22 protein-coding genes are annotated in these 24,307 nt (G+C 73.7%); 12 read left to right on the top strand and 10 right to left on the bottom strand.

All coding sequences use genetic code 11. The annotated features are described in order from the left end of the window. Nucleotides 1–4: 4 nt before the first annotated feature. Nucleotides 5–958 (bottom strand): P1 family peptidase, encoded by a 954-nt coding sequence (locus tag Q5530_RS01145; RefSeq protein ID WP_415360068.1) that lies wholly within the window; start codon nucleotides 956–958, stop codon nucleotides 5–7. 10 nt (nucleotides 959–968) lie between these two features. Next, nucleotides 969–2,414 carry a pyridoxal phosphate-dependent decarboxylase family protein gene (locus tag Q5530_RS01140; protein ID WP_415360067.1) on the bottom strand — a complete coding sequence of 482 codons (1,446 nt, stop codon included), beginning with the start codon at nucleotides 2,412–2,414 and terminating at the stop codon, nucleotides 969–971. Between the two features lie 20 nt (nucleotides 2,415–2,434). Between Q5530_RS01140 and Q5530_RS01135 the strand changes: the two genes are divergently transcribed. Next, a complete protein-coding gene (locus tag Q5530_RS01135) occupies nucleotides 2,435–3,739 on the top strand; it encodes a carboxylesterase family protein (RefSeq protein ID WP_415360066.1) in 1,305 nt (434 codons plus the stop codon). Between the two features lie 325 nt (nucleotides 3,740–4,064). On the opposite strand, the gene Q5530_RS01130 is transcribed toward Q5530_RS01135, so the two are convergent. Beyond that, complete coding sequence (locus Q5530_RS01130; protein WP_380637262.1) at nucleotides 4,065–5,741, bottom strand: DEAD/DEAH box helicase; 1,677 nt, start codon at nucleotides 5,739–5,741, stop codon at nucleotides 4,065–4,067. Between the two features lie 234 nt (nucleotides 5,742–5,975). Here Q5530_RS01130 and Q5530_RS01125 point away from each other — a divergent pair, with 234 nt between their 5' ends. Beyond that, nucleotides 5,976–7,043: a Gfo/Idh/MocA family protein gene (locus Q5530_RS01125; RefSeq protein ID WP_415360065.1), complete on the top strand. Its 1,068-nt coding sequence runs from the start codon at nucleotides 5,976–5,978 to the stop codon at nucleotides 7,041–7,043. 56 nt (nucleotides 7,044–7,099) lie between these two features. Here Q5530_RS01125 and Q5530_RS01120 read toward each other — a convergent pair whose 3' ends face one another. Next, nucleotides 7,100–8,128, bottom strand: coding sequence for an LCP family protein (locus Q5530_RS01120; protein WP_415360063.1), 1,029 nt, complete (start codon nucleotides 8,126–8,128; stop codon nucleotides 7,100–7,102). Continuing rightward, nucleotides 8,125–8,628 (bottom strand): SigE family RNA polymerase sigma factor, encoded by a 504-nt coding sequence (locus Q5530_RS01115; protein WP_415360062.1) that lies wholly within the window; start codon nucleotides 8,626–8,628, stop codon nucleotides 8,125–8,127. Before Q5530_RS01115 ends, Q5530_RS01120 begins: the two co-directional genes overlap by 4 nt. 127 nt (nucleotides 8,629–8,755) lie before the next feature. Between Q5530_RS01115 and Q5530_RS01110 the strand changes: the two genes are divergently transcribed. Then, complete coding sequence (locus tag Q5530_RS01110; RefSeq protein WP_415360060.1) at nucleotides 8,756–8,962, top strand: hypothetical protein; 207 nt, start codon at nucleotides 8,756–8,758, stop codon at nucleotides 8,960–8,962. 75 nt (nucleotides 8,963–9,037) lie between these two features. Here Q5530_RS01110 and Q5530_RS01105 read toward each other — a convergent pair whose 3' ends face one another. After that, nucleotides 9,038–9,382: a hypothetical protein gene (locus Q5530_RS01105; RefSeq protein WP_415360059.1), complete on the bottom strand. Its 345-nt coding sequence runs from the start codon at nucleotides 9,380–9,382 to the stop codon at nucleotides 9,038–9,040. A 608-nt stretch (nucleotides 9,383–9,990) separates the two neighbouring features. Here Q5530_RS01105 and Q5530_RS01100 point away from each other — a divergent pair. From Q5530_RS01100 to Q5530_RS01085, 4 genes are all read left to right on the top strand, one after another. Beyond that, nucleotides 9,991–10,134, top strand: coding sequence for a hypothetical protein (locus Q5530_RS01100; RefSeq protein WP_415360058.1), 144 nt, complete (start codon nucleotides 9,991–9,993; stop codon nucleotides 10,132–10,134). A 74-nt stretch (nucleotides 10,135–10,208) separates the two neighbouring features. After that, on the top strand, nucleotides 10,209–11,573 hold the full coding sequence (locus Q5530_RS01095) for an AbfB domain-containing protein (protein ID WP_415360055.1): 1,365 nt from the start codon (nucleotides 10,209–10,211) through the stop codon (nucleotides 11,571–11,573). Nucleotides 11,574–11,604: 31 nt separating this feature from the next. Beyond that, the gene (locus Q5530_RS01090) at nucleotides 11,605–13,047 is read left to right on the top strand and encodes a family 43 glycosylhydrolase (protein WP_415360053.1); all 1,443 of its coding nucleotides are present in this window, start codon (nucleotides 11,605–11,607) and stop codon (nucleotides 13,045–13,047) included. Between the two features lie 75 nt (nucleotides 13,048–13,122). After that, on the top strand, nucleotides 13,123–13,650 hold the full coding sequence (locus Q5530_RS01085; protein ID WP_415360051.1) for a general stress protein: 528 nt from the start codon (nucleotides 13,123–13,125) through the stop codon (nucleotides 13,648–13,650). 25 nt (nucleotides 13,651–13,675) lie between these two features. Here the strand turns inward: Q5530_RS01085 and Q5530_RS01080 are convergent, their stop codons facing one another. Next, a complete protein-coding gene (locus Q5530_RS01080; protein ID WP_415360050.1) occupies nucleotides 13,676–14,062 on the bottom strand; it encodes an ATP-binding protein in 387 nt (128 codons plus the stop codon). A gap of 115 nt (nucleotides 14,063–14,177) precedes the next feature. Between Q5530_RS01080 and Q5530_RS01075 the strand changes: the two genes are divergently transcribed. From Q5530_RS01075 to Q5530_RS01060, 4 genes are all read left to right on the top strand, one after another. Next, entirely contained in the window at nucleotides 14,178–15,482 is a 1,305-nt protein-coding gene (locus tag Q5530_RS01075; protein WP_415360048.1) for an APC family permease, read from the top strand. 52 nt (nucleotides 15,483–15,534) lie between these two features. Further along, the gene (locus Q5530_RS01070) at nucleotides 15,535–16,533 is read left to right on the top strand and encodes a YdcF family protein (RefSeq protein ID WP_415360046.1); all 999 of its coding nucleotides are present in this window, start codon (nucleotides 15,535–15,537) and stop codon (nucleotides 16,531–16,533) included. Between the two features lie 394 nt (nucleotides 16,534–16,927). Next, nucleotides 16,928–18,211, top strand: a complete 1,284-nt coding sequence (locus Q5530_RS01065) for a M14 family zinc carboxypeptidase (protein WP_415360045.1) — start codon at nucleotides 16,928–16,930, stop codon at nucleotides 18,209–18,211. Nucleotides 18,212–18,868: 657 nt separating this feature from the next. Continuing rightward, nucleotides 18,869–20,335, top strand: coding sequence for an aldehyde dehydrogenase (locus tag Q5530_RS01060; RefSeq protein WP_415360044.1), 1,467 nt, complete (start codon nucleotides 18,869–18,871; stop codon nucleotides 20,333–20,335). A gap of 499 nt (nucleotides 20,336–20,834) precedes the next feature. Here Q5530_RS01060 and Q5530_RS01055 read toward each other — a convergent pair whose 3' ends face one another. From Q5530_RS01055 to Q5530_RS01045, 3 genes are read right to left on the bottom strand one after another with little or no spacing between them, the layout of a single operon-like run. Continuing rightward, nucleotides 20,835–21,827 (bottom strand): sugar ABC transporter substrate-binding protein, encoded by a 993-nt coding sequence (locus Q5530_RS01055; protein ID WP_415360043.1) that lies wholly within the window; start codon nucleotides 21,825–21,827, stop codon nucleotides 20,835–20,837. Between the two features lie 54 nt (nucleotides 21,828–21,881). Continuing rightward, nucleotides 21,882–22,931, bottom strand: a complete 1,050-nt coding sequence (locus Q5530_RS01050) for an NAD-dependent epimerase/dehydratase family protein (RefSeq protein ID WP_415360041.1) — start codon at nucleotides 22,929–22,931, stop codon at nucleotides 21,882–21,884. A 1-nt stretch (nucleotide 22,932) separates the two neighbouring features. After that, complete coding sequence (locus Q5530_RS01045) at nucleotides 22,933–23,613, bottom strand: DUF1990 family protein (protein WP_415360039.1); 681 nt, start codon at nucleotides 23,611–23,613, stop codon at nucleotides 22,933–22,935. Nucleotides 23,614–23,748: 135 nt separating this feature from the next. Between Q5530_RS01045 and Q5530_RS01040 the strand changes: the two genes are divergently transcribed. Continuing rightward, a complete protein-coding gene (locus Q5530_RS01040; RefSeq protein WP_415360038.1) occupies nucleotides 23,749–24,192 on the top strand; it encodes a DUF4383 domain-containing protein in 444 nt (147 codons plus the stop codon). Nucleotides 24,193–24,307: the final 115 nt, after the last annotated feature.

The raw sequence follows: 24,307 nt of genomic DNA, 5'->3' as shown, positions 1-24,307 counted from the left end.
AAGGTCAGAACCCCCGGTAGTCGGCCGCGGTGCGCGGGTACAGCTCGCGGTAGGCGGTGAGGCGGCCCCACGGCGTGGTCACCGACTCCGCGCTGAGCAGCCCGTGCACGAGCGCGCGGGCGAACACCACCCTCGCCGCGGCCGCCACGGCCCGCGGGTCGGCGTCGTGGGTGCCGGTGGCGGCGGCGAAGACCGTGTCGCCGTCGGTGAGGCCGTGGGCCGGTCGCACGGCCAGCGCCAGCCCGTCCTGGGCGGCGGAGGCCAGCGGGTACGGCGCGGTCCGGGCGTTGGTCACGACCACGCCGATGACGGTGTTGAACGGCCGCCCGCCCGGCACCCGGGCCAGGACCGCGGCGCGGGCGGCCGCCAGGTCGTCGCCGCCCGGCCCCGGGAACTCGCCCGGCCCGCCCAGGCGCGCGGCGAACGGCAGCCCGGTCGTCACGTCCACCGACAGGCCCACCGCGTTGAGCGCGGCGACCGCGCCCACCACGACCCCGCCGGGCAGCTCGGCGCTCGCGGTGCCCACACCGCCCTTCAGCGCGGCGTTGAGCGCCCCCGCGCCCGCGCCCACGTTGCCCTGCGCGACCCCGCGACCCGCGTTCCGCACCGCCTCGGCGCCCTCCGCCGGCCCCGGCCGGGCCCCGAAGTCGCCACCGCGCCCCAGGTCGAACAGCGCCGCGGCCGGCACGACACCGCCCAGCTCGCGCTCCGCCCCGTCGGCGGCCGACAGGCCGTAGGCGCTGCCGCCGGTCAGCACGATCCCGGGCACCTCGCGGCCACCGTGCCGGGGGTCGAGCGCGGCCGTGTCCCGGGTCGCCGGACCGCCGCCGCGCACGTCCACCGAGGCGCGCGTGCCGGGCGGGAACAGCACCGCCGTCACCCCGGTCAGCGCGCCGCCGCCCACCCGCGTCGCGTGCCCGACCAGCACGCCGGGGACGTCGGTGATCGCGTTGCGCACGACCGCGATGCTACGTGCCGGCCGACCCGCGGGCGGCGAGCAACCGCGCCCCGATCTCCCGCACCACCTCCACCAGCAGGTCCACGTCCCCCTCGGTGGTCCGCCAGTTCACGATCGCCGGCCGCAGCGCGACCACGCCCCGGTACACCGTGGTGCCCGCGTACACGCGGCCGTCGGCCACCAGCTCCTCGCCCAACCGGCGGTTGAGCCCGTCCAGCTCGCCCTCGGGCACGCCCGGCGGGCGGAAGCGGAAGCACACGACGAACACCGCGACCGGCGCCAGCAGCTCCAGGTCCGGCGACTCCCCGACGCGGCGGCCCACCCGCAGCGCCAGGTCGTGGTGCCGCTCCACCATCGCCCGGTGCCCCTCGCGGCCGTAGGCGCGCAGCGTCGCCCAGATCGGCAGCGCCCTGGCGCGGCGCGACGACTCCGGACCCAGGTTGTTGTAGTTGACGAACTCCTCGTCCGGGTCCGGCAGGTACGGGGCGTTCCAGCCGCCGAACGCGTGCCCCAGCACCGCCGGGTCCCGCACGAACGCGACACCGCTCTCGTAGGGCACGTTGAGCCACTTGTGGCCGTCGGCGGCCAGCGAGTCGGCGCGGTCGATCCCGCGCACCAGGTGCGCCGTGCGCGGCGACACGGCGGCGAACAGGCCGAACGCGCCGTCGACGTGCAGCCACGCCCCGTGCCGCGCGGCCAGGTCGGCCATCTCGTCGATCGGGTCGTGGTCGCCGCCGTTGACCTCGCCCGCGTTGCCGATCAGCACCGCCGGCCCCTCGTCGGCCAGCAGCCGGTCCAGCGCGGCGGTGTCCAGGCGGCCCGCGTCGTCCCGCGTCGGGGTGCGCACCGCGTCCCGGCCCAGGCCCAGGACCTGGAGGGCCTTGCGGCTGCTCGCGTGCACGTAGCCGCTGGAGAACACCGGCATCCGGGGCAGGCCCACCAGGCCGTCCGCGGTCACGTCCACGCCGTGCCGCCGCGCCCACCACCACCGCGCGCACGCCAACCCGGTGAGGTTCGCGAACGTCGCGCTGGGCGTGAGCACCCCGCCGTACCCCGGCGGCAGGCCGAGCAGCTCCTTGAGCCACCGCAGCACCACCGACTCCGCCCGCGCCGCCAGCGGCGAGGCCAACCACAGGCCCCCGGCCTGGTCCAGCAGCGACGTCACCCAGTCCGCGGCCTGCGCCGCTGGCGTCGCGCCACCCACGACGAAGTGGAAGAACCGCGGCCCGGACGAGTGCGTGGCGGCGCCCGTGCCGATGCGCAGCAGCTCCGCCACCGCGGCCGGCGCGCCCTCGCCGGACTCCGGCAGCGGCCCGTCGAGGTCGTCGAGCAGGTGGGCGCGCGAGGCGTCGCGCACCGGCAGGTCGGGCAGCGCGTCCAGGTACGGGCCCGCGGCGGCGGCCACCAGACCCAGCGCCTCGGCGGCGTTCCCCCGGTCGTTCAGCGGATCACCCACCCGTGGCAGGGTAGACGCCGATGACGCGGCGTGGGCGGTTCCGGGGGCGGTCGGTCGACCGGGCGGTGGAGGCGTTCCTCGGCATCCGGTACGCCGAGCCGCCGTTCGGGCCGCGGCGCTTCGCCGAACCCGTGCCCGTGGACGTGCCCGCGTCCGGCCCGCCGGTCGACTGCCTGGAGTTCGGCCCGATCGCCCCGCAGGCCGCGCTGCTGCCCGGCACACCCCTGTGGCGGCCGGGCCAGGAGGACGTGCTCACGCTCAACGTCTGGGCGCCGCCGCCCTCCCCGTCCCCCCGACCGGTGCTGTTCTTCCTGCACGGCGGGGCTTACACGTTCGGGTCGTCCGCGCAGCCCGACTTCGACGGCGCCGCACTGGCCCGCGCCGGACTGGTCGTGGTGACCTGCAACTACCGGATCGGGTTCGAGGGCTTCGGGCACGTGCCCGGCCGGCCGGAGAACCGGGGGCTGCTCGACCAGCGGGCGGCCCTGCGGTGGGTGCGCGACCACATCGGCGCGTTCGGCGGCGATCCCGACGACATCACCGTGGCCGGGCACTCCGCCGGCGCGGCCTCGGCGCTGTTCCTCGCCGCCGCCGAACCCGTGCGGCGGGTGATCGCCCACAGCCCGCCCCACCGGGTCTACGGGGCGGGGTTCGCGCGCGGCGTCGCCCGCTGGGTCGACACCACCACGCCGGAGTCCACCGTGCTGTCCGCCGCCCGGCTCGCCGCGGCCCAGCGCACCGGACCCCTGTCCCACGACCCGGTGCTGTTCGGCCCCGTCGCCGACCGGCTGCCCACCGTGCCACCGCACGTCGACCTGCTGCTGGCCCACACCGACGTCGAGTACCGGCTGTTCGCGGAGCTGGGCGGCTTCCGCGTCGCGCGCACCGACGCCGGGCTGACGCGGTTCGGGCGCGACTGGGGCATCCCCGACCACGTGGTGGACGCCTACCGCGGGCTGCCCGACGCCCACACCCTGCTGGCGGGCGACTTCCTGTTCGTCGAGCCGGTCAACCGGTTGTTCGAGACCCACCCGCGAGCCCGCCTGGCCCGCTTCACCCGGCCACCGGCCTGGCACAACGCGGACCTGCCGTTCTGCTTCGGCAACCTGGGCGGGGCCGACTTCCTCATCGGCGGGCCGGCGGGTCCGGACGAGCACGCCCTGTCCCGGCGCGTGCTCGCCTCGTGGGCGTCCTTCTGCGCCACCGGCGACCCCGGTTGGCGCGGCGTCCACCACTGGGGCCCGCCGACCGAGCCGCGCCGGGCCCCGTGGCGGGGGGTCGCCCTGGACCCGGTGTTCCGGCACCCCCCGATTCCGCCGACGTGACGTGGTTCCGGCTTTCCCCGGGGTATTTCGCGGGTCTCCGGACTTGACCCGAAAAACACACCCCGGGGACTAGGGTCGACCTCGGCGAGAGGGCGCACGACCGACCGTCGAACACAATCGGGTGAACCTTCGCCGAAAATGTACGAAAACAGCGCTCCCGCCACTCGGTAGAACATGAAGGAACCCCGAACCACCCGCCCGGCGAACGTCACCGACGACCGCCGGAGCAGACGGACAGGACCGACCGTCAACGCTGCTCGTCAACGCTGCTCGTCGGCCCCGCTCGCCAGCCCTGCTCGTCAACGCTGCGCGCCGGTCCCGCCCGTCAACGCTGTTCGTCACGCTCCCGGCGAACGGTCACCTTGCGCCCCTTGATCGTGGCCCCCCGCAGCGACGCGATGACCTGCTGCGCCGACGCCTCCGGCACCTCGACCAGCGAGAACCGGTCGGCGATCTCGATGGCCCCGATGTCGCGACCGTTGAGCCGCGCCTCACCCGCGATCGCCCCCACCAGGTCCTGCGGCCGGATGCCCGCACTGCGCCCCGCGCCCACGAACAGCCGCGTCATCCCCGCCGAAGGCCGCCGCGGCTTGCGCTCCCGCCGCTCACCACCGACCTCCCGCCCGCGCCGCTCACCGGACCGCGGCACGTACTCGGGGATCTCCTCCTCGTCCGCCGCCGCGCCACTGGCCTCGTGCGCCAGCTTGACCGCCGCCAGCGCCACCTCCATCACGTCGAACTCGTCGGCCAGCGTCTCCACCACGACCCGGAACCCCTCCAGGTCGTCCTCCAGCAGGCTCTCGTGCAGGGCGGCCCGGGTCAGCTCCAGGCGCCGCGTCCGCAGGTCGGCGATGGTGGGGACCTTCTCGACCTGGATCCGCTGCTTGGTGACCCGCTCGATGGTCTTGAGCATCCCGTGCTCGCGCGGCTCCGCGAGGGTGATCGCCACGCCCTCGCGCCCCGCCCGCCCGATCCGGCCGATGCGGTGCACGTACGACTCCGGCGCGGACGGCACGTTGTAGTTGACCACGTGGGTCAGCTGCTCCACGTCCAGGCCGCGGGCCGCCACATCGGTGGCCACCAGCAGGTCCGCGGTGCCGTTGCGCAGGCGCGCCATGACGCGGTCGCGCTGCTCCTGGCTGATGCCGCCGTGCAGGGATTCCGCGCGGTAGCCGCGGCCGTTGAGGGTCTCGGTGAGCTGGTCGACCTCGTCGCGCGTGCGGCAGAACACGATCGCGGCGGTCGGCGCCTCCACGTCGAGCACCCGGCCCAGCGCGGCCGGCTTGTGGGCACGCGGCACGATGTAGGCGCTCTGCCGCACCCGCGGGGTCTCGCCGGGCTCGGTCTGCTCGCGGCCGATGGTGATGCGCACCGGGTCCTTGAGGTGCCGCCGGGCCAGCCGGTCGATGTGCGACGGCATCGTCGCGGAGAACAGCACGGTCTGCCGGTCGACCGGGGCCTCGGCCAGGATCGCGTCCAGGTCCTCGGCGAACCCCATGTCGAGCATCTCGTCGGCCTCGTCCAGCACGACGACCTTCAGCTGCTCCAGCTTCAACGTGCCGCGGTTGAGGTGGTCCACGGCCCGGCCCGGCGTCGCGACCACGACGTCGACGCCCTGCTCCAGCACCCGCAGCTGTCGCCCGATCGGCTGACCGCCGTAGATCGGCAGCACCCGCGCGCCCAACTCGCGCCCGTACCGGTGGATGGCCTCGGAGACCTGCACCGCCAGCTCGCGCGTGGGCACCAGGACGAGGGCGAACGGGGCCTGCTCGGTTCGGCCGCCGCCACCCATGCGCTCCAGCACGGGCAGCGCGAACGCGGCCGTCTTGCCGGTGCCGGTCGCTGCCTGGCCGAGCAGGTCGAGGCCCTCGGTGAGCGGCCCGATGGCCTCGCGCTGGATGGGGGTGGGCTCCTCGTAACCGAGGCCGGTCAGGGCGCGGAGCAGTTCGGGGCGCAACCCGAGGTCGGCGAAGCTGGTCCGGTCGTCGGGCTCGTCGTTCATGAGGTCAAGTTTCGCTGATCGCCCTGGAAGCGCGCGGCGAGGGGTCCGCCGCGCGTGGGTGGGCGGGGGTCCTGAACGTAGAACTCGGGGGTCCTGAACGTTCGACACGCCCGGTCTGAACGTACGACACGCCCGGTCTGAACGTACGACACGGTGGGTCTGAACGTACGACTCGCGGGGGGTGAACGGCGGGGTGGGGGGCTGGTTAAGCGGTTAAGGTGAGGTGTGGTGACGGTGCGCTGGGGAGTGTTGGGGGCTACTTCGCACATCGCCGGGCGGGTGCTGCCGGCGGTGGGGCGGGTGCCGGGGAACGTGGTGGCGGCGGTGGCTGGTCGGCCGGGTCGACTGGCGGCGGCGGGTGAGGTGGCGCGTCGGTTCGGGGCGCGGGTCCACGACGGGTACGAGGCGTTGCTCCTCGATCCGGAGGTGGACGCGGTGTACGTCGCCCTGCCCAATTCGGAGCACGTGCCGTGGGTGTTGCGGGCGTTGGACGCCGGCAAGCACGTGCTGGTCGAGAAGCCGATGGCGTTGTCCGAGGAGGACTGCCTGCGGGTCGTTCGGGCTGCCGGTGAACTGGTGGTGATGGAGGCGTACATGTACCGCTTCCACCCCCAGCAGAGGCGGGTGGCGGAGCTGCTGGCGGAGGGTCGCGCGATCGGGGGGTTGAGGGTGGTGCGGGCGGCGTTCGCGTACCCGACCCCGGTCGAGGGCAACATCCGGTTCGATCCCGCGCTCGGCGGCGGCGCCACGTGGGACGTCGGCTGCTACGCGTTCGACGTGCCGTTGTGGGCGTTCGGGGAGGAGCCTCGACGGGTCTGGGCGCGGTTCCACGAGAGTGGGGGGAGTGCAGGGGGCAGGGGAAACGGCGGGAGCGGAGGGAGTGGGGGGAAAGGCGGGGTCGACCTGGGCGCGGTGGCGGTGCTCGACTTCGGTGGCGGTCGTTCGGCGGTGCTCGACTACAGCCTGGAGTACGGGCCGCGCGCCCACTACGAGCTCCAGGGCACGCGCGGGTCGATCTCGGTGCGCAACGCCTGGACCACCCCCCACGAGGACGGCCTGATCACCGTCGTGGCGCTCGACGGGGTGCGGGAGGAGGTCGTGCCCGCCGCGGACGCGTACGAACTCCAGGTCGCGGCCTTCGCCGACGCGGTCGGGCGGCAGAGGGGAGGAGAGGGGGAGGGGGAGGAGAAGGGAGAGAGGGGGTTGCTGGTGTCGCTCGGGCACTCGGTCCGGGTGGCGCGGGTGGGGGAGGCGCTGGTCAGGGCGAACGCCGTGGGTGACTGGGTGGAGCTGTCGCGGTGAGGGGACGTGGTGAAGGGGCCGAAGGGGGTGCGCCGGGGAGGCGCACCCCCTTCGGGCTAGTTCACGCAGTTGTCGCCGGTGGGGGTGGGGGGTGGCGGGGTGTTCGGGTCCGGGTCGGCCAGGTGGCCCGTGGCGAACGCGCGCACGGCCGCCGGGTCCGCCGAGAGCGCCATGCCCTGCCCGGTGTCGATCTGGTCGCCCAGGGGGATGACCGCGCTCCTGGTCGGGCCGGCCGGGCGGAGGAGGGCGGCCACCTCCAGCGGGTCCCAGCCGGGGTCGGTGCGCACGGTGCGCCGCACGACGGCCGCCAGGTCGGCGAGCGCGGCGGGGTCGTCGGCGAGGGCGGCGACCCGGGACAGGGCGCCGGTCAGGAACGCCTGGTGCCGCAGCACGCGGTCCAGGTCGCCGTGGGGCAGCTGGTGCCGCTGGCGCAGGAACGCCAGGGCGGGCTCGCCGCGCAGCGTGGTCCGACCGGCGGGCAGGTCGGCGCCGGAGAACGGGTCCGACACCGGGGCCCGCAGGCACACCTCGACCCCGCCCAGGGCGTCGGCCAGCTCGCCGAAGGCGCTCATCGGCACGGTCGCGTGGTGGTCGACGGGCACGCCGGTCAGCTGGGCGACCGTCCGCGCCACCGCCTCCGCGCCCGCCTGGTCGGCGTCCTGCCCCGCGGTCCCCGCCGCCTCGTACGCCCGCGAGTAGGCGGAGTTCAACCTGCCCGGACCGACGCCCGGGATGTCGACCCACGTGTCCCTGGGCAGCGACAGGGCGCTGACCGCCCCGCCGGGGCTGATCCGCGCCACGACCACGGCGTCCGGCCGGGGACCGTCGTCGAGGCCCATCAGGAGCACGGTCCGCCCGACGGGCGCGGGCCCGCCGCCGGCGGGCGGGGCGCTCCGGTCGACGACCAGCGGGACCGCCACCGCGACGACCGCGGCGACGGCGGTCAGCGCGCCCACCGCGATAAGCGCGAACGGTCGTCGGCGCGCCCGCCCGGTCCGCAGGCCGGCGAGCACCTCGCGGTGGTCGACGGCCTGGTCGGCCTCGGCCGCGACGGCCTCGCGGATGAGGGCTTCCTGCTCGGTCATCGCAGCACCTCCGTCGGGGCGTTCCGGTCGACCCGCAGCTTCCCCAGCGCGCGGGAGATGTGGCTGCGCACGGTGCCCTCCGCGCAGCCCAGCACCGCGGCGATCTCCGCGTCGGTGCTGTCCTCGTAGTAGCGCAGCACGATCGCGGCCCGCTGCCTGCGCGGCAGCGTCGCGATCAGGGCGCGCATCGCGTCCCGCTCGGCGTGCCGCACGGCCGGGTCGTCCACGGTCGGGCCGACCGCGACGAGCGCCGCGTGCGAGGTGGACACCTCGCGGGCGGCGCGGCGGCGTCGCCACGACAGGTAGTCGTTGGTGACCATGCGCTTGAGGTAGAGGTAGGGCGCGTCCATCGCCCCGATCCGGTCCCACCGCCGCGACGCCCGCAGCAGCACCTCCTGGACGATGTCCTGCGCCAGGTGCTTGTCGCAGGTCAGCGCCGTGGCGTAGCGCAAGAGCCGGTCAAGGCGATCGGTGACGAACCGGTCGAAGTCGTCCCGCACGTCGCCCCCTTCTGCCGATGGGTCGGTTGCGGTCGGGAAACCCCGTGGAGGACGCGCGACGTTGAACGGCGGTGCTGTGGTGTGCGCCACACCGTTTGTCGGTCGGCGCGCCGGGTAGCCGCCCGGCATGGACCACCAGCCCAGGAACGACCCCGAGCAGGAGTACGACGACGCGAGCCGCGCCTCGCTGGACGAGGGGGCCTCGGGTCCCCTGGACGGCATCGGCAACCCGGCCGGGCGCAGCGACACCGGTTCCGACCACCCCGAGGCGAGCCCGACCGGCAACATCGGCCTCTCGGACCGCTCGGTGGCCGACGACCCCGACCAAGGCTGAACCACCCGGGAGAACGGGCCGCCGCGCACCCCTCGGTGCGCGGCGGCCCGGTGTTGTCCGACCTGTCGGGGCAGGTCAGTCGTCATCCTCCACGGAACTGTCGGTGTGCTCGCTGTACGCGCCGTCTTCGGTGGCGTACTCCGCGCTCTCCCAGAAGTACGCGGAGTCGTGGAAGGAAGCGGCGCCGGTCTCCTCGCTGAAGGCGCCGTCCTCGCCGGCCCAACCCCACCCTTCGACGTAGTAGGCGTAGTCGTGCCCGGCGCCCGAGTGGACCGCCTCGAAGCCGGCGCCCTCCGGGCCCGCGACGTGGGTGCCGCTCTCGTACGACACGTCCGGCTCGGCCATGGCCAGGCCGGCCGCGCCCAGGAGCATCGGGATCGACAGCGCACCGGCCGAGATGAGGCGAGTCATGTTGCGCATGGAAAACCTCCTAGATGTTGTGATCACCATGCGTTCCGATCGTTACCCCTGTTCGGGGCACATATCGCTGGTGTCGGCACATCGGGTGGCACATGTTTGAACCCCGTCGGGCATTGTGAACTGCCGTTATCACATCGCGTGTGCGAAATGCCCTCCCTGTGAGTGAACACGCCGGGGATTCGCACTTTCGTGGCAGGACCACTTTTTCGGGTCGCCCGCACGGGTAACGCGGTGCACGGCGATCACGGGCGATCACGGGGCACTGGGCGACCACGGGGCACTGGGCGACCACGGGCACTGGGCGGCCGGCGCCGGCTGCCGGTGGTGCCGCGAGGGCTCCGACCGTGCCGCGACACGCTCGCCACGCCGGGGGCGCTGATCGATATCTGTTATCGCTAACAAGTGTTAACGCCGTGGTGGTGGCTCCCTGACAAGGTTGTCATAGGGCTTCGACAGTGCGCTGAAAATTCGGTGTTGAGTTGGGCGATGCCTCGCTGTTAGCGTTAACACAGCCAGCCGGTTACCTCAGCCCTTCCATGCAGCGTCGCAGGGAGTGAAGCCATGAGAACCAACCCCGCCCTGGCCGGTCCGTCCACGACGGGCGCGCCATGACCGGCCACCCCGCGAGCGACGGCGGCGGCACCCCGGCGCCGGGCACCCCGCGCCCACGCACCCCGCGCACCCCCAACTCCGGCACCTCGGTCCGGCTCGACCCCACGCTCGCCCCCTCCTCCGGCGAGCCCTCGGCCTGACCGAGCGCCCTCCCGGTGGCCGGCGGTCCTCTCCCACCGCCGGCCACCCCCCTGCTGCCCACAGGAGCCCGACCATGCTGCAACGACGCACGTTCCTGGCCGGCGGGCTGTCCGCCGCCGCCCTGGCCGTCACCGCCCGGACCGCCGCCGCGGCCCCCGGCGACTCCGCCTACGTGATGGGTTACTTCACCGAGTCGCCCAACAGGGTCGCCGACCGCTACGCCCTGCACCTGGCGGTCAGCGCGGACGGCCTGAACTGGACCCCGCTCAACCAGGGCAACCCGGTGGCCACCCCGACCGCCGGCACGCGCGGGTTGCGCGACCCGTTCATCCTGCGCAAGCAGACCGGCGGGTTCGTGGTGCTGGCCACCGACCTGACCGGCACCGACTTCACCCGGCAGAACCAGTACATCCACGCCTGGGACTCGGCGGACCTGCGCTCGTTCACCAACTACCGCAGGCTGAAGATGCACTCCATGCCCACGCACACCTGGGCGCCGGAGGCGTTCTGGGACGCCGCGCGCGGTCAGTACGGGATCATCTACTCGGCCAACAGCGGCGGCCGCGACGGCATCTGGGTCAACTACACCACCGACTTCGTCACCGTCTCCGCGCCGCAGCTGTTCTTCGACCCCGGCTTCAACGTCCTCGACGCCACCGTCCACGTGGGCAGCGGCGCGAACTACCTGTACTACAAGAGCTTCAGCGACGGCCGCCTCTACGGCGCGCGGTCGGCCACGCTCAACCCGCGCGGCTTCACCACCTACACCGCCGGGGTCGTCAGCGGCGGCATCGAGGCCCCGATCGTGGTCAAGGCCCACGACCGCAACGAGTGGTGGCTGTGGGGCGACTCGTTCTCCCCGGTCAACGGCGAGCTCTACGCCTGGCGCAGCGGCAACGTCGCCACCGACTCCTGGACGCCGCTGACCAAGGCGCAGTACACCCAGCCGCTCAACGCCAAGCACCCCACCATCTGCGGCATCACCGCCACCGAGCACGCCAACCTGATCAGCAGGTGGGGCGCGCCGACCTGGAACCGGATCAAGTCCCACAACCACCCCGACCACCTGGTCCGGCACGCCGACAACGCCGCCCGGATCGACCCGTACCCGTTCGACCCCTACCAGGACTCGCTGTGGCAGCTGGTGCCCGGCCTGGCCGCGTCGTCGGGGGTGTCGTTCCGCTCGGTCAACTTCCCGGACCGCTACCTGCGCCACTCCGGCTACGTGGTGGGCCTGGCCGCCGACGACGGCAGCGCCGCCTTCGCCGCCGACGCCACCTTCCACCGCGTCGCCGGCCTCGCCGACGGTTCCCGCGCCTCCTTCCGGTCGCACAACTTCCCGGACCGCCACCTGCGCCACGCCAACCACCTGCTGCGCATCGACCCCGTCAGCACCGCCACCGACCGCGCCGACGCCACCTTCCACGTCGGCTACTGACGCGCCCCCTCGGCCGACCGGAGCCCCCACGATGAACCGAACCGCGCCCCGAAAACTGCTGCTGCTCGCCGTCGCGCTGCTCAGCGCGTTCGCGGGCCTGGTGGTCGCGCCCGCCCAGGCCACCCCCGCCGCGCAGTACACCAACCCGATCGCCAACCAGCGGGCCGACCCGCACATCTTCAAGCACACCGACGGCTACTACTACTTCACCGCCACCGCGCCGGAGTACGACCGGATCGTGCTGCGCCGCGCCACCACGATCCAGGGCCTGGCCACGGCGTCGGAGCAGGTGATCTGGCGGCGGCACACCAGCGGCGAGATGGGCGCGCACATCTGGGCGCCGGAGATCCACTTCGTCAACGGCCGGTGGTACGTCTACTTCGCCGCCGGGCGCACCGACGACGTGTGGCGCATCCGCCCGTACGTGCTGGAGAACTCCAGCGCCAACCCGCTGAGCGGCACGTGGACCGAGCGGGGCCGGGTCAACGTCCCGTGGGACACCTTCTCGCTGGACATGTCCACGTTCGTGGTCAACGGCGTGCGCTACCTGACCTGGGCGCAGGCCGAACCGGGCATCAGCACCAACTCCAACGTCTACCTCGCCCGGATGGGCGCCAACCCCTGGCAGGTCACCGGCACTGTGGCCCGGCTGGTGGTGCCCACGCTGACCTGGGAGACCCGGGGCTACAAGGTCGCCGAGGGACCGGCGGTCGTCCAGCGCGACGGGCGGGTGTTCCTGACCTACTCGGCCAGCGCCACCGACGCCAACTACTGCCTGGGGATGCTGTCGGCGTCGGCCTCGGCGGACCTGCTCAACCCCGCGTCGTGGAGCAAGTCGTCCACCCCGGTCTTCCAGAGCAACGCCGCCACCGGCCAGTACGGGCCCGGCCACAACTCGTTCACCGTGTCCGAGGACGGGCGCAGCGACATCCTCGTCTACCACGACCGCAACTACCGGGACATCTCCGGCGACCCGCTCAACGACCCCAACCGCCGCACCCGCGTGCAGAAGGTCTACTGGAGCGCCGACGGCACGCCCGATTTCGGCATCCCGGTCGCGGACGGCGTCACCCCGGTGCGGCTGAAGTCCTACAACTACCCGGACCGGTTCGTCCGGCACTACGACTTCCGCGCCCGCGTCGAGGCGAACGTGCGGCCGCTGGCCGACTCCCAGTTCCGCCTGGTCCCCGGCCTGGCCGGGGCGGGCACGGTGTCGCTGGAGTCGGCCAACTACCCGGGCTACCACCTGCGCCACCGGGACCACCAGCTGTACGTGGAGCGCGGTGACGGCTCGGCGCTGTTCCGGGGCGACGCGAGTTTCACCCGCCGCGCCGGATTGGCCGACGCCTCGGCCGCGTCCTTCGAGTCGCAGAACCTCCCGGGCCTGTTCATCAGGCACAACGGCACCACGCTCGGCGTCGGGGCGGTGGGTGACGCCACCGGCCGCGCGGACGCCACGTTCGTGTTGGAGTAGTTCGTCACAGGAGGTGGTTGGGCGGTCGGGGAGCGGGAACTCACCCCACGAGCGACGACAGGGAGGTGGGTTCCCATGACCCGACCGCACGACCGGGCCGGGGACGCCCGCGAGCAGCGGGTGGTGCTCGGCAGCTACCGCGAGTACGCGGACGCGGAGCGCGTGGTCGACCGGCTGTCCGACGCCGGGTTCCCGGTCGAGCACACCGCGATCGTGGGGCGCGGGCTCAACAGCGTCGAGCAGGTCACCGGGCGGTTGACGACCCTCGGGGCCGCCGGCCGGTCCGCGCTGTCCGGCGCGGTGCTCGGCGCCCTGTTCGGCTGGATCTTCGGCCTGTTCAACTGGGTCGACCCGGTCATCTCCGGGCTGCTGCTCGCGTTCTACGGCCTGCTGTTCGGCGCGGCGCTGGGCGCGGTGCTGGGACTGGTCGGCCACTCGCTGACCGGTGGTCGGCGCGACTTCTCGTCGATCTCGGCGATGCGGGCCGACAGCTACGAGGTGCTGGTGTCGGCGCACCTGGCGGACGAGGCCGCGCGGCTGCTGGGCGCGGCGCCCGCGCCGCGCGCGGACAACCCCGCGCCCGCGCCGCGCCCGACCGCCTGACGTCCCTGGTCCGGGCCCGCTCCGCTCAGGGGGCCCGGACCTCGGCCCACACCACCTTGTACCCGTCCTCGCACCGGAAGCCCCAGTGCGAGGACAGGCGGTTGACCAGCAGCAGGCCGGTACCGTGGGTCGGCACGTCCGGTCTGCCCAGGACCGGCAGCAGGCTCGGGCTGCGGTCCTGCACCTCCACCCGCACCGCGCGGCCCTCCCGCCGCAGGCGGACCAGGAGCGGCCCACCGGCGTGCCGGCGCGCGTTGGCGACCAGCTCCTCCGCTATCAGCACGAAGTCCTTCGCGAGCCCGGCCGGGAAGTCGTCGGCGACCTCGCGGACCCAGCTCTCGACGTCCACCGGCGGCGGGACCTCGGCGAGCACCGGGTCGGATCCATCACCCGGCAGCCCCGTCGCGTTCATCTGCAAGCACCACCTTAGGCGCCCTGTCTGCTCAAGGCGCTGGGCCTGTCTACCCGTGATCGCCGGGGTTCAAACCCGTGCTTCGCCGGCGCTCCCGAGGGGTACCGGGACGGGCATGGAGACCACCCTGAAGCGGGCTGTCAGCACGCCCCTGCTGTACTTCTTCATCCTGGGGGACACGCTGGGCGCGGGCGTCTACGTGCTGATCGGCTCGATCGCGGGCAAGTCCGGGGGAGCGGTGTGGCTGCCCCTGCTCACCGCGCTCGCGCTGGCCTCCCTCACCGCCGCCTCCTACGCCGAGCTGGCCACCAGGTTCCCGAGAGCGGGCGGCGCGTCCCACTACGCGACGAAGGCGCTGGGACCCGCGGCCGGCTCGCTGGTCGGGGTCTGCATGTTGGCGGCGGGCATCGTGTCGGTCGGCGCGCTGGCGCGGGCGTTCGCCGGCGACTACCTCGAAGCCCTGGTCTCCTGGCCCACGGCCGTGGTCGTGGTGGTGTTCCTGGTGGCCCTGGCGCTGCTCAACCTCCGGGGCATCAAGGAGTCGCTGGGCGCCAACGCGGCCGCCACGCTCGTCGAGGTCGGCGGGTTGGCGCTGATCATCGGCCTGGGCACCTGGGTGGTCCTGCGGGGTGACGCCGACCTCGGGCGGCTGACCGAGGTCGGGACCGGCGAGCAGGGCGTCGTCGCGGCGACGCTGGCGGGCGCGGTGCTGGCGTTCTACTCGTTCGTCGGGTTCGAGACCTCGGTGAACCTGGCCGAGGAGGTGGCGAACCCGCGGCGGTCCTACCCGATCGCGCTGTTCGGCGCGCTGCTCACCGCCGGGGCGGTCTACCTGCTGCTGGGGCTGGTCACCAGCGCGTCCGTGCCCACCGACCGGCTCGCCTCCTCCAGCGGCCCGCTGCTGGAGGTGGTGCGGGTGGCCGGCGGCGTGCCCGAGCAGCTGTTCAGCGTCATCGCGCTGGTCGCGGTCGCCAACGGCGCGCTGCTCACCGGCATCATGTCCTCCCGGCTGGCCTACGGCATGGCCCGCGACGGCCTGCTGCCAGCCCCGCTGACCCGCGTGCTGCCGGGCCGGCGCACGCCGTGGGTGGCCATCACCGCCACCGCGGCGCTGTCCCTGGTGCTCGCGCTGACCGGCGAGGTCGCCGCGCTCGCCGAGACGCTGGTCCTGCTGCTGCTCATCGTGTTCACCGCGGTCAACGTGGCCGTGCTGGTGCTGCGCCGTAGCGACGACGGCGAGGCCGACCACTTCCGGGTGCCCGCCGTCGTGCCCGTGCTGGGCGTGGCCTCGTGCCTGCTGCTGTTCACCCGGATCGACGGCGCGGTGTGGCTGCGCGGCCTGGCCCTGGTCGGCCTGGGCGTGCTGCTGGCCGTGGTCAACGCGGCCCGGCGTCGGCGGGCCCCCGCCGACGAGCGGTGACCGACCCCGGCCGGTTCGCGCGCCGCGCGGGTCGCCGCCTAGATTCGCACCCATGATCTTCGGGATCGCCGCCGTCGTCCCCGCCCTGTTCTTCGTGATCGGCATGGTCCGGGACCGGCGGCGGATCTCCAACGCCGTGTGGCTCGGCGTGACCCTGGTGCTCCTGCTGCTGTGGCTGGTCTTCCGCGCCGCCGAGGCCGAGGGGTGGGCGGCGGTCGCGGTCGGGTACGCGTTCGTGGCCGTGGCGGTCGGGCTGGGGCTCGTGCTGCCGCTCGCGCTGCTCGCCAACGGCGTGGTCATGCTCAAGCGGGAGGGGCTGAAACCGGCCAACCTGCTGTCGCTGCTGGCCGGGCTGGCGATCTTCGGCGTCGGCTTCGCCTTCGCGTTCGCCACCGCGCGCACCGGGCCGCTGGTCGACGCGGTGATCGGGGCGCTGCTGGTGGTGGCCGCCTACGTGGCGTTCCTGTTCGTCAGCCTCCTGCTCTACTCGGTCGTCTACGGCAGCGTCGGCCGCCGCAGCGGGTTCGACGCGATCGTGGTGCTCGGCGCGGGCCTGATCGGCGACCGCGTCCCGCCGCTGCTGGCGAGCCGCCTCGACCGCGCGCTGGGGCTGTACCGGCGGGAGGTCGACGCCGGTCGCGCGCCGCTGGTCGTGGTCTCCGGCGGGCAGGGCGCCGACGAGGCCGTGCCGGAGGCGGTGGCCATGGCCGAGTACCTGGAGCGCCGCGGCGTGCCCGGGGAGGCGGTCGTGCTGGAGGACCGGGCCACCACCACCGAGCAGAACCTGGCCTACAGCGTGGCGCTGCTCGCCGAGCGCGGCCGGACGGGTCGGACGGTCGCGGTGACCAACAACTTCCACGTCTTCCGGGCCGCCGTGGTGGCGCGCCGGCTGCGGTTGCGGACGCAGATCATCGGCGCGCGCACGGCCCGGTACTTCCTGCCCAGCGCGTTCCTGCGCGAGTTCGTGGCCCTGCTGGCGCAGAACCCGGTCGCGCACGCCCTGTCCTGCGGTCTGCTGGTGGTCCTGTACCTGGTGCCGACCCTGGCGTGAGGCGCGGCCCGACGGGCCGGGCCGGGCAGCCCACCCCGTCCGATCCGCCGGCGCCTGCCGCCGCGGTCGAGGAGCTGAGGGCGCTCGCGCACCCGCTGCGCCGGCGCATCCCGCGGTTGTGCCCGGACCGGGCGTGGACCAACCAGGAGCCGGCCGAACGGCTGGGTGTCGCGCCCACGCCCCGTCTCGGCCACCCGCCGCGCGGTGCGGGCACCGACGACTCCACTCGCGGGCCGGCGCACCTCGTGACCCGACCTCACCCGTGGTCACGCTCCGGATGCGCGCGACCACCTTTCGTAGGTTCTGATCACGTGGGCGTTGCTCCATACTCGCCTTCGGCGCGGCGGCCTCCTGTCACCCTGCCTCGGCAGCCGGCCTGTCTGGAGGTCTGTCGATGAAGGCATGGACAGGTCTTGTCGCGACGGCGTTGTTGCTTCCCGGGAGCGGTGCCCTGGCCGCTCAGCCCGACACCACGCCGTACTACTGGCAGGTCCCGGGCGCCGGTGAACGGGTGCTGGAAGCAGCCGGGTTCGACGTCGAGCACGGTGTCGACGGCACGGTGCAGGTGGTCGGCGACTCGCGCGTGGCGGACCGGCTGACCGCTCTCGGCTACCGGCCGAGGAAGTTCGACGCGGTGTACAAGCCGGTGGTCCCCGGCGGGGCTTCGGACATCGGCGTCCAGACCTTCTACGGCGGCTACCGGACCGCGGCCGAGCACGACAGGCGCCTGACCGACGTGGCGGCGGCCTTCCCGGCGTTGACGCAGGTCTACGACATCGGCGACAGCTGGCGCAGGACGCGCGGCCAGGGCGGGCACGACATCAAGGCCATCTGCATCACCAGGAAGCAGGCCGGTGACTGCGCGCTGAGCCCCAACTCGGCCAAGCCCCGGTTCGCGATGATCGCGCAGATCCACGCGCGGGAACTGGCGACGGGCGAACTGGCGTGGCGGTGGATCGACCACGTCACCCGGGGCTACGGCACGGACGCCGAAGTGACGTCGATCCCGGACACCACGGAGCTGTGGGTGGTGCCGGTCGTGAACCCCGACGGCGTGGACATCGTCGCCTCCGGTGGCAGCCGGCCGTTGATGCAGCGCAAGAACGCCAACGACACCGGCGCGTCGTGCTCGGCGCCGGGTTACGGCGTCGACCTGAACCGCAACTCCACGTTCAAGTGGGGTGGCGCGGGCACGAGCCGGTGCGGCGAGACCTACCAGGGCACGGCGGCCGGTTCGGAGCCGGAGACCAGGGCGGTCGAGGCGTGGTTCAAGCAGCTGTTCCCCGACCAGCGGGGTCCGGGCGACACCGAGCCGGCGCCGGTGACGACCAGGGGTGTGATGATCACGGTCCACAGCTACGGCAACCTGGTCATGCCGCCGTGGGGCTGGACCTGGAACGCGAACCCGAACGCGTCGCAGCTGGCGGCGCTGGGCGGGAAGATGGCGGCCTCCAACGGGTACACCGTGGTGGCCGAGGGCGACACGACGGGCACGACCGACGACTTCACCCACGGCAACCTGGGCATCGCGAGCTACACGTTCGAGATCGGTTCGGGCAGCGGCAGCTGTGGCGGCTTCTTCCCGCAGTACTCGTGCGTGGACAGCCTGTTCTGGCCGCGGAACAAGGGGGCGTTCCTGACGGCGGCGAAGGCGGCGAGGGCGCCCTACGCGAGCTGATCCCGCGTCGAGCCCGCGGACGTCGCGAGCTGCGGGGGTGCTGGTCTGATCGACTGCCCGCCGTTCACCGGAGGGGGCGGTGTCGAGAACCGTTCAGCCACCCGGCCCCACCACCGACGGACGCCCGGTGCTCCGGCCGGAGCACCGGGGAACGTGGTCGGCGAGTTCGGCGCCCGCGCGACGGCGGCCCGTGCGACCCGGTGGTCGCGCGGGCCGCCGTCCGCGAGGCGCGTGGACGACGCGTCCGGCAGCTCCCGCGGCTGGAGCGCCGGTGCACGGGCACCGCCAACCGGGCTTGAGCAGCGGTTCGGCGAGCTCGACGGGCACGGCGGTCACGCGGTCGTGGCCGGCTGACCTCGGCGACGGCGTCACCCGCTCCCCGCCGCGACCGCTGTGCCGACTCATCGGCGGTGGTCTCGACATGTCGGGTGCGCCGCACTTGTCGACATGCCGAGTACCGTCGACGTGACGCGGATCGCGCGAACAACCACGGCTCGTCGCACGTGTTGGTGTCGTACGCCGGAAAGGTCGGCCTGGGTCGAGGCCGACGCATCGAGGCACGCCCTGTGGAACGAGATCGCGCCCCTGCACGCGACACCGCGACCGGCCACCCCCCGCCGCACCCTGCCCGGTGCGCCATCCTGCTGAGGGGAAACCATGCCGACCAACGACACCGTTACCTCGGACCTGTTCATCGGCGGACAGTGGTCCCCGGCCGAAGGCGGCCGGTACCGGCAGACGGTGGAGGCGGTGACCGGGCGCCCGATCGCCCGGGTCGCCGCCGCCTCCGTCGCGGACGCCCGGGGGGCCGCGGCCGCGGCCGCGTCGGCCTTCCCTGCCTGGGCCGCGACGCCTCCCGCCCGCCGACGTGAAATCCTGCACCGGGCAGCCGCCCTGTTGGGCGAAAGGGCGGCGGAGCTGTCGACGCTCATGCGCAAGGAGATGGGCGCGACCCGACTGTGGGGTGAGTTCAACGTGCGCCTCGCCCGGGGCATGTTGACCGAGGCCGCCGCCCGGGCGTACTCGGCGGTCGGCGAGGTGATCCCCTCCGACATCCCCGGGATGACCGCCCTGGCCCTGCGGGAGCCGTGCGGCGTGGTGGTCGGCATCGCGCCGTGGAACGCCCCGCTGATCCTCGGCGTGCGGGCGATCGCGATGCCCCTGGTCTTCGGCAACACCGTCGTGCTCAAGGCATCCGAACAGGTGCCGTGCACCCATGCGGCCATCGTCGAAGTCCTGCACGACGCGGGGGTCCCGGCAGGTGTGGTCAACCTCGTCGGCAACGCTCCCGAAGACGCGGCACAGGTCGTCGAGGCGCTCATCGCGCACCCCGCGGTCACCCGGGTGAACTTCACCGGCTCGACGCGCGTCGGCCGGATCGTCGCCGAGACGGCGGGACGGCACCTCACCCGGACCGTGCTGGAACTGGGTGGCAAAGCACCCTTCGTGGTCCTCGCCGACGCCGACCTCGGTGCCGCCGCGGCGGCCGCCGGGTTCGGCGCCTTCCTCAACCAGGGCCAGATCTGCATGGCCACGGAGCGCCTCATCGTGGACCGCTCGGTCGCCGACGAACTGTCGCACCGCCTGACCGCCCACGCGGCGAACCTCGTCGTCGGTCCCCCTGACGACCCGGCCACCCAGATCGGTCCCGTCGTGCACGCCGACGCCCGCGACCACGTGATGGCGCTGATCGACGACGCCCGCGAGCACGGCGCCCGGGTGCTGACCGGCGGCACCGCGGACGGACTGTTCGTGCGACCGACCGTGCTGCGCGGCGTGACCGCCGGGATGCGCGCCTACTCCGAGGAATCCTTCGGCCCGCTCGTCACGATCACCGAGGTGGCGGACCCCGACGAGGCCGTCCGGATCGCCAACGACACCGACTACGGCCTCTCGGCCGCCGTCTTCGGCCGGGACGCCACCACCGCACTGGGCGTGGCGCGCCGGATCCGCTCGGGCATCTGCCACATCAACGGAGCCACCGTCCACGACGAGCCCCAGATGCCCTTCGGTGGCCTCGGGGCCAGCGGTTGGGGCCGCTTCGGTTCCCGAGCGGCACTGGAGGAGTTCACCGAACTGCGGTGGATCACCTTGCAGAGCGGCGAACGCCACTACCCCATCTGACGGTGCCGCAGCCCGGGACCGGACAACGCGGGTGGGATCACGGGTGGCGACTTCACCGCGGGCCGCACGACCGGGGTCAGGAGCGCCGGCGAGCCGGTGACGAGCACCGCACCGGCGACGCGGTGGCCGATTCGTGGCCCGGCGGCACCGCCGCACCGCAGATCCCCTGGGACGTGGGCCTCCCGGGGAGGTGCCACCGCTGCCCACGCCGCTCGTCGAGCGGGAGGCGATGGGTCCGCAGCGCTTCGCGGCGGTCGGCTGAGGACGAGGTCGGCATGGCCCCCTGAAGGCCCTGGCGTGCGGCCCGGCCGTCGTCGAGCCGCCGACGAACGCCCCGCCGCTGTCGGCCGGCCGGCCACGCGGGTGACCTTCGACGAGGTCGGCCGGCGCGGTTGGGCGCTGGTGGAGGCGGACCTGGCGCCGGCGTTCGACCAGGCGCCGCTGGTGGTGGACCAGCGGTGGCCTGATCCCGCCCGGCTCGGCCAGGCACCGCGCCGACCTACCCGCGCAGCACCTCGGTCACGCGCGCGGCGGCCTCCCGGGCCACCCGGTCCGCCGGCACGCCCGTCACCACCGCGATCTCGGCCCGCTCCAGGACCCGCCAGACCTGCCCCATCCGGGGCAGCGTCGGCATCGGGTCGGCGTTCTCGCACAGCAGGGAGAAATCCGCCAGCGCCGGGTGGACGGCGGGGGCGTCCCGCAGCGCGGTCGGCGCCCCCGAACTCCTGGACAACGCGCTCATCACGCGCTCGTGGGTCAGGTAGTCGGCGAACAGGTCCTGGGCGACGATCTTGTTCGTGGCGTTCTTCCTGATGACGAAACCGTGCACCAGGCCGAAACCGCGCGCACGACGACCTCCCTCGAACGGGGGCACCGGCCCCACCGCCAGGGTCGGCATCCGCCCGTCGAGGTGCAGGAACGCGTCCGAGCTGCTGATCAGGTAGGGCGTCCGGCCGCGCAGGAAGGAGTCGAACGCCTCCTCGCGCCCGGTGGACCGGCGCAGCAGGCCGAGGCCCTGCTCCCCGAGTTCCCGGAGCCGCGCGAACGCCCGGACGGACTCCGGGGTGTCCAGGCCGACGACCCCCGTCTCCCACCCGCCGGTGGGCGACCTCTTGAACAGCCACCCGCCCGCGCTGGTGAACAGGGGCCAGATCTGGAACGGGTCCCCGCTCGGGCCGACGCGCACGGCCAGCACCTCGTCGACGAGGCCACTCGCCTTCAGCGCGCCGCCGTGCTCGATCAGCTCGTCCACCGTCCGCGGCGCCACCGGCGCCAGCCGCGTGTTGCGCCACAACGCCGCGGTGTCGACCGTCGTCGGCATCCCGTAGAGCTCGCCGTCCACGGTCAGCGCCGACAGCGTCCACTCGTGGAACAGGTCGCGGTGGTGGTCGGTCAGGACCATGGACTCCACCAGGTCCCGCTGGACGAGTTCGCCGATCCAGTCGTGCGGGCACATGAGCGGGCAGAAGACGGGCGCTTCCCCCGGCGGCACGACCACGAGGTCGTCCGGGTGTCGCCTTTCGTTACGGGCGCCCGAGGGCGGTAATCAGGTCAGCGCGGGCTCGGCCGCCCCCTCCAGCCGGTCGCGGTGCAGGGCCGGGCTGCCGCCCTCCGCCCCGTCGGCCAGGCCCGCCAGCTGCTCGCGCGCCGCGTCCGCGCTGCTCGTCCGCGCCACCCACGACAGCTCGGCCCTGGCCCGCCCGGTGTCCACCAGCGGCGACCGGGTGCCCACGTCGAACCAGCCCGGCGACATGCGGATCGCGTGCAGCCGCCACAGCACGTCCACTGCGGTCCGCATCACCCGACCGGGCAACGGCAGCAGCCGCGCGCCCGTCAGGTGGGCCAGGTCCGCCGCGGTGATCACGTCGGCGGCCAGGTTGAACGCACCGCGCGCCCGCCGCCGCAGGATGCGCACCACCGCGTCACCCACGTCGTCGGCGTGCACCAGCTGCACGGCCAGCCCGGCGGGCAGCGGCAGCACGGGCAGCAGGCCCCGGTGCACCAGCCGGAGCAGCCAGCGCGGGGTGACCGGGTCGAAGAACAGCGCCAGGAAGCTCGCCGACGCCTCCCGCAGCGCCACCAGCGTCGGCCGCGCCACCGCCACGGCCACCTCGGGGTTCTCCTCGGCGAAGCGCCGCACCAGCGCCTCCACCTCCGACTTGCCCTGCCCGTACACCGAACCGGGCACGCCGGTGGTCGGCCAGTCCTCGTCCACCGGGTCGTCCCCGGCGGGCGCGTACGCGGCGATGGACGACGTGTGCACCACCTGCGCCACCCCGGCCCGCTTCACCGCCTCCAACACCGCCGCGGTGCCCTGGTGGTTGGTGCGGTGCAGCTGCCCGCCGTCGCGCAGGGGCTGGAACATCCACACCAGGTGCACCACCGCGTCCGCGCCGGCGAACGCCTCGTCCAGCACGTCCCGCGCCCCCGCGTCGGCCAGGTCGCAGGCGCGCCACGTGGCCGTGTCGTACGGCGGCACGGGGTCCGGCGGCCGGCGGCAGATGCCGATGACCTCGTGCTCCTCGCGGTCGGCGGCCAGGGCGCGCAGCACCCCGGTGCCGACGTTCCCGGACGCCCCGGTGATCACGATCTTCACGTCAACCGCTCCGTTCTCCTGGTCGCCCGACCACCGGGTCGAGCACGATCACCCCGAGCCTGCGGGCCCCGCCCGAGGGCACCTCGACCACCGACCCCTTGCGCGCCAGCAGCTCGCCTGCCCGCCGGTAGAAGCCGAGCTGCGTGCGTCGGCCCACCAGCCGCCAGCCGAACCGCATCCACCACGGCGCGCGGGGGTGCAGCTGCGAGTGGCTGCGCGCGGTGAACCCGACCTCGCCGGACCGGTGGTCCTTGACCAGCTCGTAGTCCACCCGACCGCGCTCCAGGTGGCCCTGGAGCGTCTCGTAGCCCCAGCCCCACAGCGTCCGGTCGGCGTTCGACTCGTCCCGCACCGAGGTGACCCGCACCCCCATCAGGAACCGCAGCCCCGGCAGCCTCGCCTCCAGCAGGACGTCCCGCCCGAGCAGCGCCGAGCCGCGCTCGTAGTACGCCCGCACCGTCTCCGGCGGCGTGAACCCGTACTCCGCGACCACCTCGCGCGACCGCTGCCACAGGCCGCCCTCCTCCGGTGGTCCCGCGCCCTCGTGCCCCAGCGACCGCCGGTGCACGTCGAAGATCCAGTCCCGAGGCCCCACCTCCGCCGGGTCGTAGTTCAGGCCGCGGCCGCGCAGATCGCGCAGCACGGCCCCGATGTCGACCCGCCCGGGTCTGCTCAACCGCACGACCAGCCGGGTTGCCGGGCTGCCCGCCGCGAAACGCCACGAGCGGGCGAACCGATGTCGCCCGAACCGTTTGTGATCGGGACGTCCGGGTAGTCGGTCAACACGAAGCGTGTTCGCCCATCGACGGGAGTCGACATGTCCCGAACCAACTCAACCACGCGCACGCCGGTGCAGCTGGCCGCGACGGTGGTGGGCGCGGTGTTCCTGGTGGTCGGCATCGCCGGGTTCATCCCGGGCCTGACGACCGAGTACGACACGCTCCAGTTCGCGGGGCACCACTCCGAGGCCATGCTGTTCGGCCTGTTCAACGTCTCCATCCTGCACAACATCGTCCACCTGCTGTTCGGCGTGGCCGGTCTCGCGCTGGCCAGGACCGCTCGCGGGGCCTACCTGTTCCTCGTCGGCGGGGCCGTGATCTACCTCGTGCTCTGGCTCTACGGCCTGCTGATCGACCACGACAGCGCGGCCAACTTCGTGCCGCTCAACACCGCCGACAACTGGCTGCACCTGCTGCTGGCCATCGGCATGGCCGGCCTGGGCATGGCCCTGGGCCGCTCGTCCCTGCCGCGCCGGACCTGACGGGACCGGCCCGCCGGGACCGGTCCTGACCGGGCCGGCCCCACCCCAGCCGACCGGGATCGCGTCCTGCGATCCCGGTCGTGTCGTCTTCCCACCCGGAAGGGTGAACCTCATG

Source organism: Saccharothrix sp. BKS2 (assembly GCF_047689505.1).
Taxonomy (GTDB): domain Bacteria; phylum Actinomycetota; class Actinomycetes; order Mycobacteriales; family Pseudonocardiaceae; genus Actinosynnema; species Actinosynnema lopnurensis.
Note: the sequence above shows the minus strand (reverse complement) of the source record. Positions and strands in the feature narration are given on the sequence as shown.